The 12,021-nt window shown below is 46.9% G+C and carries 12 protein-coding genes; 11 read left to right on the top strand and 1 reads right to left on the bottom strand.

Going from position 1 to position 12,021, the window contains the following annotated elements:
• Positions 1–45 precede the first annotated feature (45 nt).
• Positions 46–1,146, top strand: coding sequence for a redox-regulated ATPase YchF (ychF, locus tag IRE19_RS10795; RefSeq protein WP_203340389.1), 1,101 nt, complete (start codon positions 46–48; stop codon positions 1,144–1,146).
• 433 nt (positions 1,147–1,579) lie between these two features.
• Complete coding sequence (locus tag IRE19_RS10790; protein ID WP_203340388.1) at positions 1,580–1,960, top strand: gamma-glutamylcyclotransferase family protein; 381 nt, start codon at positions 1,580–1,582, stop codon at positions 1,958–1,960.
• A gap of 14 nt (positions 1,961–1,974) precedes the next feature.
• Here the strand turns inward: IRE19_RS10790 and IRE19_RS10785 are convergent, their stop codons facing one another.
• Positions 1,975–2,535: a DUF3267 domain-containing protein gene (locus tag IRE19_RS10785; RefSeq protein WP_203340387.1), complete on the bottom strand. Its 561-nt coding sequence runs from the start codon at positions 2,533–2,535 to the stop codon at positions 1,975–1,977.
• Between the two features lie 177 nt (positions 2,536–2,712).
• Between IRE19_RS10785 and rpsF the strand changes: the two genes are divergently transcribed.
• The 9 genes from rpsF (at position 2,713) to IRE19_RS10740 (ending at position 11,989) form a co-directional block, all read left to right on the top strand.
• Positions 2,713–3,000, top strand: coding sequence for a 30S ribosomal protein S6 (gene rpsF, locus IRE19_RS10780; RefSeq protein ID WP_106533339.1), 288 nt, complete (start codon positions 2,713–2,715; stop codon positions 2,998–3,000).
• Positions 3,001–3,050: 50 nt separating this feature from the next.
• Entirely contained in the window at positions 3,051–3,524 is a 474-nt protein-coding gene (gene ssb, locus IRE19_RS10775) for a single-stranded DNA-binding protein (RefSeq protein ID WP_008427713.1), read from the top strand.
• A gap of 49 nt (positions 3,525–3,573) precedes the next feature.
• Positions 3,574–3,810, top strand: a complete 237-nt coding sequence (gene rpsR, locus IRE19_RS10770; protein WP_006830564.1) for a 30S ribosomal protein S18 — start codon at positions 3,574–3,576, stop codon at positions 3,808–3,810.
• Between the two features lie 341 nt (positions 3,811–4,151).
• The gene (locus IRE19_RS10765; RefSeq protein ID WP_203340386.1) at positions 4,152–5,111 is read left to right on the top strand and encodes a YybS family protein; all 960 of its coding nucleotides are present in this window, start codon (positions 4,152–4,154) and stop codon (positions 5,109–5,111) included.
• A gap of 14 nt (positions 5,112–5,125) precedes the next feature.
• A complete protein-coding gene (locus tag IRE19_RS10760) occupies positions 5,126–7,102 on the top strand; it encodes a DHH family phosphoesterase (RefSeq protein WP_203340385.1) in 1,977 nt (658 codons plus the stop codon).
• The gene (rplI, locus tag IRE19_RS10755) at positions 7,099–7,548 is read left to right on the top strand and encodes a 50S ribosomal protein L9 (RefSeq protein ID WP_191714544.1); all 450 of its coding nucleotides are present in this window, start codon (positions 7,099–7,101) and stop codon (positions 7,546–7,548) included. The genes IRE19_RS10760 and rplI overlap by 4 nt, the downstream gene beginning before the upstream one ends.
• Before the next feature lie 12 nt (positions 7,549–7,560).
• A complete protein-coding gene (gene dnaB, locus IRE19_RS10750; RefSeq protein ID WP_191714545.1) occupies positions 7,561–8,916 on the top strand; it encodes a replicative DNA helicase in 1,356 nt (451 codons plus the stop codon).
• A gap of 132 nt (positions 8,917–9,048) precedes the next feature.
• A complete protein-coding gene (locus IRE19_RS10745) occupies positions 9,049–10,335 on the top strand; it encodes an adenylosuccinate synthase (protein WP_191714546.1) in 1,287 nt (428 codons plus the stop codon).
• Between the two features lie 376 nt (positions 10,336–10,711).
• On the top strand, positions 10,712–11,989 hold the full coding sequence (locus tag IRE19_RS10740; RefSeq protein ID WP_203340384.1) for a peptidoglycan DD-metalloendopeptidase family protein: 1,278 nt from the start codon (positions 10,712–10,714) through the stop codon (positions 11,987–11,989).
• Positions 11,990–12,021: the final 32 nt, after the last annotated feature.

Genomic DNA, 12,021 nt, shown 5'->3' with positions numbered 1-12,021 from the left:
TGTAAAAAATAATTCGTTTTATATAGAGGAAAGGTTGTGCATCCTATGGCATTAACTGCAGGGATTGTAGGGTTACCAAACGTTGGGAAATCCACATTATTTAATGCAATAACAAAGGCGGGCGCTGAAGCAGCAAACTATCCGTTCTGTACAATAGATCCAAACGTCGGAATCGTTGAAGTACCGGATGAGCGACTTGATAAATTGACTGAACTAGTAGATCCGAAAAAAACCGTACCGACGGCTTTTGAATTTACCGATATTGCCGGAATCGTAGAAGGCGCCAGCAAAGGTGAGGGATTAGGAAATAAATTCCTTTCCCACATTCGCGAAGTTGATGCGATTTGCCAAGTTGTCCGTTGTTTTGCTGACGACAACATCACGCACGTAACTGGAAAAGTGGATCCGATCGCTGATATTGAAGTCATTAACCTAGAATTGATCTTAGCAGATATGGAAAGCATCGAAAAACGCATTGCGCGCGCAGCAAAATTGGTGAAACAAAAAGACAAAGACGCTGTTGCTGAAGAACCGGTTCTGATGAAATTGCGTGAAGCCTTTGAAAATGGCCAATTGGCGCGTTCAATCGAATTCACAGAAGACGAACTGCGCATTGCAAAAGGTCTGAACCTATTGACGATCAAACCGATGCTGTACGTAGCAAACGTATCAGAAGATGAAATCGCAGATGCGGACAACAATGAATACGTTCAACAAGTACGTGATTTCGCTGCTAAAGACAATGCAGACGTAATCGTAATTTGCGCGAAGATCGAAGAAGAAATGGCTGAATTGGAAGACGAAGAAAAAGAAATGTTCCTTGAAGAATTGGGCATTAAAGAGTCCGGACTCGATCAATTGGTTAAGGCTTCGTACAGCTTACTTGGATTAGCCACTTACTTTACAGCGGGTGTCCAGGAAGTTCGTGCATGGACATTTAAAAAAGGCATGAAAGCACCACAATGTGCCGGCGTCATCCACTCTGACTTCGAACGCGGATTTATCCGTGCCGAAACTGTGGCTTATGAAGACCTGGTTGAAATGGGTTCAATGGCAGCAGCTAAAGAAGCAGGAAAAGTGCGTCAAGAAGGTAAAGAATACATCGTCAAAGATGGCGACGTAATGTTGTTTAGATTTAACGTCTAAAAGCGAGGATGGCCGTTAAGATTCGACAGGCATAAGGCGAACCAGCAAAGTGGCGATCTTTGCCGCGTCGCTGGGTTGACTTATGACCCGAGAATCTGGCCACCGCAGCTGGATAAGACAAAAGCGGAGGCGCCTGTCCAGCCCCGACAAGCGCTGGAGACCTTTCTGGTAATGGCGTACTTTGCCATTGCTGGCAGGGGCGAAGCGACCTCGAGGGGCTAGGCGCCGCAGCTGGATATGCTAAAAGCGAGGATGGCCGTTTCAAGGAAGCTAACCGAAGGTCGCGACTTCCTGTCGCAACGGTTAGCTGACGCACATCCTGTGGGCCTCCGACAGGCGTAAGACGTTTTAAAAGTTCGAATGTGCAGCACCACAAAACTAAAAAGCAACCGGATGCCTTACCGCATCCGGTTTTTGCATGGAGGAATAGAAGATGTTGTTATTTGCATACGGAACGCTGAAACAAGGCGGGAAGTATCATTGTTATTTGGAAGAAGCGGAATTGGTGGAAGAACAGGCAACAGCAAAAGGAATCTTGTACGATACCGGAATGGGCTACCCGGCAATGGTTTTGTCGGATAATGGGCAGGTTGAAGGAGAAATTTATGAAATTCCTGACGTCCTTTGGCCGGCTTTGGATTATTTGGAGGACTATTCAGGGAATCCTGAGACGGATTTGTATGAAAAGGTGACGATTACCGTGCAGGCGGGAAGCAAAACGCTGGAAACGCTCGTTTATCTGGCAAAAGATGAAAAATTACTGAAGCAGCAGATCCCTGCAGGAACATGGGCTGTCGCTCATTCGATCGTATAGAAAAAGCGTCGACATCAGTCGGCGCTTTTGTTATGTTCAGGGTATTGATCATAGACGTGCAGGCGCGGCAATGAAGGGTCATCAATGATCCAGGCAGTATTTTTTTCTTTGCGCAATTCCTTATACATGATGAAGTCGCCGAACGCTCCGGCTGTCAGCATAGCACCAAGCAGAACAAGCACCTGGCTGTCGAGCCAAAAGCCTATTACAGTGGGAAGAGCAGCTGTCATCCAAAAAGGCAGCAGCAGTGCTTTGCGCATGGCGTGATTCTGCAGAGGCTTACTGGTGGTGGCGTAAGCAACACCAAGTTTCAAATCGAAACCATAATTCAGGGAAGACACCGGGACTTTTCCGAACACCACAAAGCCGATCAAATGGAAGATTTCATGGGCGACAATCAACAGCAGGTAACCGATCAGAAACAATAAAATTCCCCATAATGAAAAATGAAAAGATAATGGCTCGTTCAAAAAATGATAGGCAACTGCGAATGCCACGAGTAAAAAGACATTAAACCAAAGTGCTTTAGGGGCTATTTCTTCCATTTTCAATTCAATGATATGGGTGGGTGTCATGCCTTCACATCCTTTGCATCTATAATCAAAAGTATAGTTGAATCTAAATGGAAAATCGCGCTTGCGAGACCTTGTGAATTGTGATACAATACTGTGATGTGAGTAATATTTATGAATTGCTTGCTCCTTGCCCGCTGGATACAGCAGGGCCCAAGTCCATGAGGAGGTGACAACACGATGAGAGAATATGAATTAATGTATATCATTCAGCCTGCAATTGAAGAGGAAGCTAAAAAAGCTCTAGTTGAGCGTTTTAACGACATCCTTACTTCTAACGGTGCTGAAATCATCGAGTCGAAAGAGTGGGGTAAACGTCGTTTAGCTTATGAAATCAACGATTTGCGTGAAGGTTTCTACCAGATCGTAAAAGTAAACGCTGGTTCTGAAGCTATCAACGAATACACACGTCTTGCGAACATTAACGAAGACATTATTCGTCATATCGCTGTACGCAAAGACGCGTAAACAGGATAATGGCACTGCAAATTTTTTGACTTGAAGGAGGTTGAATTCTGATGATTAACCGAGTTGTTTTAGTCGGAAGACTGACAAAAGATCCAGATCTTCGTTACACACCAAGCGGCGCGGCAGTTGCCCGTTTTACACTTGCTGTAAACCGGACATTCTCCAACGCTCAAGGTGAACGCGAAACTGATTTCATTAATTGTACCGTTTGGCGCAAACAAGCTGAAAACACAGCGAATTTCCTGAAAAAAGGAAGCTTGGCTGGCGTTGAAGGCCGCATCCAGACTGGTAGCTACGAGGGACAAGACGGGAAACGCGTCTATACGACTGAAGTAGTGGCGGACAGTGTTCAATTCCTTGAACCGAAGAATGCCAATACAGACCGTTCACAAGGGCAGCAGCCTTCCTATCAACAGAACCAATCACCGAGTCCAAGTCAGCAAAACCATACTCGTGTAGATGAAGATCCATTCTCAAGCGGCAGCGGCCCGATCGAAGTATCGGATGACGATTTACCGTTCTAAGATGGACTGAAACTGACGGACAACTACTAAGCAAAGGAGGTAATTCGATATGGCACCACGTCGCGGAGGAAAAAAACGGAAAAAGGTTTGTTACTTCACTTCCAACAACATCACGCACATTGACTATAAAGATACTGACCTTTTGAAGAAATTCATTTCTGAAAGAGGAAAAATCTTGCCACGTCGTGTTACAGGCACTAGCGCTAAATGGCAACGTAAGTTGACAATCGCTATCAAACGCTCACGTATCATGGCACTTCTACCGTTTGTTGCGGAAGAAAGATAATTAAAGAAAAGCGAAAGCGCCCTAGAATCTGGGTGCTGGAGTCTGGACAATGATTTCAAAAAGACCGGGAAACCGGTCTTTTTTTTATGCCTTGAAACCGGTCGGTAGCCAGGCAAAGGTGTAATGCAAGAATGTGGTTTTTAAGAGGTGGCTTGTAGAATATCGAAGCGCCCGATGACCGAGTTTAAAGAAACCCAAGAGTTGTCCCCTTTGTGTCCGCTTCTCTTTAAAAGTCGGGCTTTTGCGCATTTCCCCAGACACTGCTGGTTTTGTTCAGGTTAATGAATCATGGTACAATTACAAGGATGAAATCTACCCGAAAGAAGGGGAAAAACAGTCATATGCAAAATCAACAAACGCGACAACTTACAAATGGGGCGATGATGGCGGCGGTCTTTACCGTACTGCTGGCGATCTCGGTATATGTGCCTGTTTTAAGTATAGTAAGTACTTTGTTTCTCGCATTGCCGGTCGCTTGGTACAGCGCAAAATATCCCTGGAAAGCTTCAGCGCTTTTCGCATCGGTCTGCCTGGTGCTGTCCTTTATCATCGGCGGGCTTTTGTCAGTGCCGCTGGCGTTGATTCATGTACCATTGGGATTGGCAATCGGCATTTCAATTTATTATAAGAAAAGCAAACTATTTATGTTCATGGGTGCGAGCATCGTGCTTTTGGCGTCATTGATGATCCAATATGTGGCTTCCATTGCTTTGTTCGGCATCAATGTCCTGGAAGAGTTTAAGAACATGTTCGATCAATCTTATGAGCAGGCAGGTTCTATGATGAAGACGATGGGAGCTTCCGAGGCTTCCATAAAAGAATACAATGAGCTCGTGGCACAAATGCAGTTTTCATTTGAAACGCTTTTGCCGGTGCTGCTGGTATTGGGGGTATTCATCACGGTCTGGGTCTTGCTGCTGATCCTGCTGCCGATCTTGAAACGCTTGGGGATTGCAGTTCCTAAGTTTCCGCCTTTCCGGAACATGAAATTGCCGAAATCCGTTTTATGGTATTATTTAATCGTGTTGCTTGTCTCGCTGTTATCGGAATTTGAACCCGGGACGATGGCATACATGATTTTCATTAATGCATCCGTGCTGCTTCAATTCCTGTTATTCCTGCAAGGTGTTTCTTTTTATCATTTCTACATCCACCAGGAAGGCTGGCCGAAATGGGTAACAGTGCTGGTGACGTTCTTGGCATTGCCGCTGCAATCATTTACGAGTATCGTCGGAATCGTAGACCTTGGATTTGATATTCGGGGCTGGGTCAAGCGGGCACACGAGTTTAAAGGAAAATAAGGAGCTGAAGAATAATGTCGGCTTTTTTTAGAAAGAGAAAACTTCGATATCCGCTTATCGCGCTGCTGTTTCTTGGTATTGTGGCAGCGATTCTGATTTCACTCTGGTCGGAATGGGCAGCGGGAATATTTACGCTGCTTTTTGTTATCGCCTTTGCTGTGGCATGGGTGACGGAAAAAAGAGTTTATGAAGCCACTGAAAAACACATTGAAACTTTGTCTTACCGAATGAAAAAAGTCGGAGAGGAAGCATTGCTCGAAATGCCGATCGGGATTTTGCTGGTCAATGAAAAATACGACATTGAATGGGCTAATCCCTATATGACATCGACACTTGAGTACGATACATTGATCGGTGAATCCCTCTATACCTTGTCGGACGAGTTCCATACATTGGTGAAATCAGAGGAACCGAGAGAGCTCACTATCACTTTGGGGGACCGCAAATACCGCGTATTCTACAAAGCCGACGACCGGTTGTTCTATCTTTTCGATATTACCGAGCAAGTGGAGATCGAGACGCTTTATTACGCGGACCGCACGGTTATCGGTATTTTGTTTATTGATAACTACGATGAATTGGCGCAAGGCATGGATGATCAGACGCGCAGCAACCTCAACAGCCTGGTGACTTCGCTCGTCAACCAATGGGGCGCCGATCATGGGATTTTTGTTAAACGCATTTCATCTGACCGCTTTATGGCGGTCTTCAACGAATCGATTCTGAAGGAATTGGAGCTGTCGAAATTCGCTATTTTGGATGACATCCGTGAAGTCACTGCCAAAGATAATTTGGCATTGACCTTGAGCATCGGAGTAGGAGCCGGATCTGCATCATTGGTCGAGCTTGGAGGCCTGGCTCAATCTGGGCTGGATCTGGTGCTCGGCCGTGGAGGCGATCAGGTTGCCATCAAGCATCCGAGTGGAAAAGTGAAGTTTTACGGAGGCAAGACCAACCCGGTTGAAAAACGGACACGGGTCAGGGCGCGTGTCATTTCCCACGCGTTGCGTGATTTGATTCAGGAAAGTGATCAAGTCTTTGTCATGGGCCATAAAATGCCCGATATGGATTCGATCGGTGCCGCTGTCGGTGTTGCTAAAATGGCTGCGATGAATAAAGTCAAAGGCCGCATCGTCATCGACTTTGATGAGTACGACCGCAGTGTCATGAGGCTCATGGAAGCAATTGAAGGCGCTCCGGAGCTGTTTGAACAGTTCATCACGCCCGAAGAGGCGCTAGCCGACATGACCGAGCATTCCCTGCTGGTCATCGTGGATACGCATAAACCATCAATGGTCATAGATGAACGGCTGCTGCAGCGGATGGAACGGGTCGTTTTGATCGACCACCACCGCCGAGGCGAAGAATTCATTACCAACACCATGCTGGTTTATATGGAGCCTTATGCTTCATCGACCGCTGAATTGGTGACCGAATTGATTGAATACCAACCGAAGCACGAAAAATTGTCCATGCTGGAAGCGACAGCGATGCTGGCGGGAATCATTGTCGATACCAAGAGCTTTACGTTAAGAACGGGCGCCCGGACATTTGAAGCAGCTTCTTATCTGCGTTCGAATGGAGCGGACACCGTGCTGGTCCAGCGGATCCTGAAAGAAGACTTGGAAACTTATGTTGAACGTGCGAAAATCGTTCAGACGGTGGAATTTGTCGGAGATGGCATCGCTATCGCCAGAGGCGAACCTGGACGCGTATACAGTCCGGTATTGATTGCCCAGACCGCAGACATCCTGCTGACGATGAAAGACGTCAACGCGTCTTTCGTAGTGGCTGAGCGCTCAGAAGGCGGCATCGGCATCAGTGCCAGGTCGCTTGGAGAAGTGAATGTCCAGATCGTTATGGAAAATCTCGGCGGAGGCGGCCATTTAACCAATGCGGCCACACAGATGCCGAACGCCACGATCGAAGAAGCCATTGGCCAACTAAAAGCGGCCATTATGGAAAACAATGAAGGAGGAACAAACGAATGAAAGTGATCTTTTTGAAAGACGTAAAAGGCAAAGGCAAAAAAGGCGAGATTAAAAACGTGGCGGATGGCTACGCACATAACTTCCTGTTGAAAAACAATTTGGCGATTGAAGCGAACCAAGCCACCATCAGCAAATTGGACGGACAGAAGAAGAAAGAACAGAAGGAAGCTGATCTTGAGCGCCAGGAAGCTGAACAGCTGAAAGAAAAGCTGGAAAGCCTGACGATCGAACTGACAGCCAAATCCGGAGAAGGCGGACGCATTTTCGGATCGATCACAACCAAGCAAGTGGCAACAGCGCTTGAGAAAAAACACGGCATCAAATTGGACAAGCGCAAAATGGAATTGGACGACGCAATCCGCGCGCTTGGCTATACCAATATTCCTGTAAAATTGCATCATGATGTGTCTGCTACGCTTCGAGTTCATGTTACTGAAGAAGCGTAAGGTGGAAGACCGATGAACGAAATGATAGATCGTGTCCCCCCGCACAACCATGAAGCCGAACAATCGGTTATTGGCGCCATCTTTTTAGAACCACCATCCCTCATCACGGTTGCTGAAATCGTGATGGCGGAAGATTTTTACCGGATTGCCCATCAGAAGATTTTCCAGACGATGCTGAACTTGGCGGATCAGGGAAAAGCGATCGATGTGGTGACCGTGACAGAAGAGCTTTCGGTCAAAAAAGAGTTGGAAGACATCGGCGGCCTATCGTATTTGACGGAAATCGCCAATGCTGTACCGACGGCCGCCAACGTGGCGCATTACGCCCATATCGTTGAAGAAAAAGCATTGCTGCGCCGCCTCATCCGAGTAGCGACGACGATTGTCGAAGACGGCTTTACGCGCGAAGATGAAGTGGAAGCATTGCTTTCCGAAGCGGAAAAGAAAATGATGGAAGTATCGAGCCGGAAAAAAGCCGGTGACTTTACCCACATCAAAGATGTTCTGGTCAAGACCTATGACAACATCGAACTTTTGCATACACGCAAAGGAGACGTTACAGGCATCCCTACAGGCTTCCGAGACCTCGATAAGGTAACTGCAGGGTTTCAGCGAAACGACTTGATCATCGTGGCTGCACGGCCTTCTGTCGGTAAGACGGCTTTCGCCTTGAATGTCGCGCAGAACGTTGCGACTAAAACAGACGAAAACGTCGCCATCTTCAGTCTGGAGATGGGCGCAGAACAGCTCGTCATGCGTATGCTTTGTGCGGAAGGCAATATCGATGCCCAAGTGTTGCGTACAGGTGCCCTTCAGAACGAAGACTGGCGCAAGCTGACAATGGCTATGGGAAGTTTGTCCAATGCCGGGATTTTCATCGATGATACACCGGGTATCCGCGTCAACGACATCCGTGCCAAATGCCGCCGCCTGAAACAGGAATACGGACTTGGCATGATCATGATCGATTACCTTCAGTTGATCCAGGGACCCGGTAAATCCGGTGAAAACCGTCAGCAGGAAGTATCGGATATTTCCCGTTCTCTAAAAGGCTTGGCGCGTGAACTCGAAGTTCCGGTCATCGCCTTGTCGCAGTTATCCCGTGGAGTGGAGCAGCGGCAGGACAAGCGGCCGATGATGTCGGATTTACGTGAATCCGGAAGTATTGAGCAGGATGCCGATATCGTATCCTTCCTGTACCGGGAAGATTATTACGACAAAGAAACAGAAGACCAGAACATGATTGAAATCATTATTGCCAAACAGCGTAACGGCCCGACCGGTACCGTAAAACTGGCTTTTGTGAAAGAATACAATAAATTCGTCACCATCGACTGGAGCCAGCATGAATCCGGCGGAGACTTTTAAACACGAACATTAAATGTGGTAACACATTTATATGTTCGTGTTTTCTTCTGTTTTGTATTGACGACAGCCCATTTCATTGATACAATAAACACTGTTTGAGACAGGGCATATAGCCTAACGGAGGTGCGGACGATGACATCAGTCGTAGTAGTAGGAACGCAATGGGGAGACGAAGGAAAAGGGAAAATCACTGATTTTCTATCTGAACATGCAGAAGTAATTGCACGTTACCAAGGCGGGAACAACGCTGGACACACTATCATTTTTGGTGGAGAAACGTACAAATTGCATTTGATTCCTTCAGGAATTTTTTATAAGGATAAAGTATCGGTAATCGGAAACGGCATGGTTGTAGATCCAAAAGCGCTTGTGAAAGAGTTGAAAGGCCTTCACGACCGTGGAGTGACAACCGAGAACCTGCGCATTTCCAACCGCGCACACGTTTTATTGCCATACCACATCAAGCAGGATGAAGTAGAAGAAGCACGCCGCGGAGCAAATAAAATCGGAACAACTGGCAAAGGCATCGGACCTGCTTATATGGACAAAGCAGCACGTGTCGGAATTCGCATGGCGGATTTACTGGACCATGTTGTGTTCGAAGAAAAGCTGCGCATGAACTTGAAAGAAAAGAACCGTCTGTTCGAGAAGTTCTACGAAACAGAAGGCTTTACTGTAGAAGAAATTATGGAAGAGTATTATGCATATGGCCAGGAAATCGCCAAATACGTAACGGATACGTCAAAAGTATTGAACGATGCAGTTGACGCTGGCCGCCGCGTATTGTTTGAAGGCGCTCAAGGCGTTATGCTCGATATCGACCAAGGAACTTACCCATTTGTTACATCTTCGAACCCGGTAGCGGGAGGCGTAACCATTGGTGCAGGTGTTGGCCCGACAACAATCCAGCACGTCATCGGTGTCTGCAAAGCCTATACATCGCGTGTTGGCGACGGACCGTTCCCAACGGAATTATTCGATGAAGTGGGCCAGCAGATCCGCGAAGTCGGTAAAGAATACGGAACAACTACTGGACGCCCACGCCGCATTGGCTGGTTCGACAGCGTTGTTGTCCGCCATGCACGACGCGTCAGCGGTTTGACGGACTTGACTGTCAATTCGATTGACGTATTGGCAGGCCTGGATACGGTGAAGATTTGTACAGCTTACCGTTACCAAGGCGAGTTGATTACGGAATACCCAGCGAACTTGCGCATGCTTGCTGAATGCGAACCCGTCTATGAAGAACTTCCAGGCTGGCCGGAAGATGTAACAAACTGCAAATCATTGGATGAACTTCCTGCAAACGCACGCCATTACCTGGAGCGCATCGCTCAGTTGACAGGCGTACAAATTTCGATTTTCTCTGTCGGTCCTGACCGCAACCAAACGAATATTGTTACAAGTGTTTGGAGATAATACTAAACATTGCTGATGAAAGCAGTCGCCTCAGGGCGGCTGCTTTTTGCGTTTACTGGGCTTTTAACATTTTCGCCACAAATGAAAAAGGGGGAAACAGAGAAATGTGACAAGTATGACGAGAAAAAAGAGGACGGCAGTTGAAGGAGGGAGGAATGTGCGTTTATTTCCCAGTGATTTCTCTCAGGTATTTTGCTGTAAAGCAAAATAAATCCAATTAATAACTATAAGTGGATGAAATGATACGTTTCCATTACGAGCGCTAAGAATCTGCTTTTCAGGTGTTTGGATGTGCTAAAGTTGGGAAGGAAAAAACGAGATTGCAGAATGGCTGCAGTAAAACGGCATTTGAAGAAATGAAGGAGTTACATAGGAAATGAAATACAGACTAAAAAACAACAAGGCGAGCCAATTGAAAGTAGGAGCTGCAGCGGTGCTGTTGGTGTCCGTGATTGGCGCGAATACCATATTTGCGAAAGATGCACCAAAAGAGCTGGAAACAATCCATCATTTATACAGCAACGGAAACTACATTGGAGCGGTTTCACAAGAGGATCCGGTTGAAGAGCTGATCGAAGAAAAGCTGGTGGAAGTGGACCAGCAATTCAAGAATTTGAAACTGCAGCCGAGCGAGGACTTCAAAGTGGTGACCGAACAGAGTTTTTCACCCAATGAAGCTGACGAGGAAGAAGTGCTGGACCGGCTGGATGGACAATTGGAGATCAAAGCATCGTCGTTTGCACTGGCTCTTAATGATGAACTGACGGTTTATCTGAAGGATCGGGCAGCTTATGAAGAAACGGTTCAGCTTTTGAAGCTGGCAGCCGTTTCTGAAGAAGAATTGAAAATCTGGGAAGATCAACAGGCTGCTGCAGAAAACTTGCGGGAAGTGGAGGCAGGAGAAACACAGATAGCTGATCTGGCCATCAGCCATAAAATCTCAGGAGTGACCCGGCAGGTTGACCCGGCAAAAGTCTTGACTGCCGAACAGGCGGCTGCTTTCCTGTTGGACAAAGCTAAGGTAAAAGTTATGGTGACAAAACAACAGAACGAAAAACAAGCCGTCGATTACAAAGTCGTTGAAAAAGAGGATTCGACGTTATTGATTGGCGAAACGAAAGTGGAACAAAAAGGGCAACAAGGCGAAAAAATGGTCAGTTATACAATACGTGAAGAAAACGGCAAACAGCTGGAGCGCGTGGCAGGGGAAGAAGAAGTCCTCAAGGAGCCGGTAGAGGAAATTGTGCTGAAAGGCACTAAAGAACTTCCAACTGTCGGAACCGGAGAGTTTGCATGGCCTGCTGAAGGCGGTTATATTTCAAGTGGGCGCGGGCAGCGCTGGGGAAGAATGCATAACGGCATCGACATCGCCCAACCGGATGAATTGACGATTAAATCTGCCGATCATGGCATTGTCAAAGCAGCAGGAGCTGCAGGCACTTTCGGAAACCGTGTAGTAGTCGATCATCAAAACGGCTATGAAACCATTTACGCTCATCTGTCTTCCATTGATGTAAGGGTGGGAGATAAGGTCCCGAAAGGCACCAAGCTTGGGAATATGGGCAGTACAGGGCGTTCAACGGGGCTTCATCTGCATCTGGAAATATCATTGAACGGAGTTACGCAGAATCCGTTAAACTACATCTCTTCATAAAGTTCCAGGCCGTGCCATGAAAATGGCCGGTT

This window comes from Planococcus beijingensis, from assembly GCF_016820615.1.
Lineage (GTDB): Bacteria > Bacillota > Bacilli > Bacillales_A > Planococcaceae > Planococcus > Planococcus notacanthi.
Note: the sequence above shows the minus strand (reverse complement) of the source record. Positions and strands in the feature narration are given on the sequence as shown.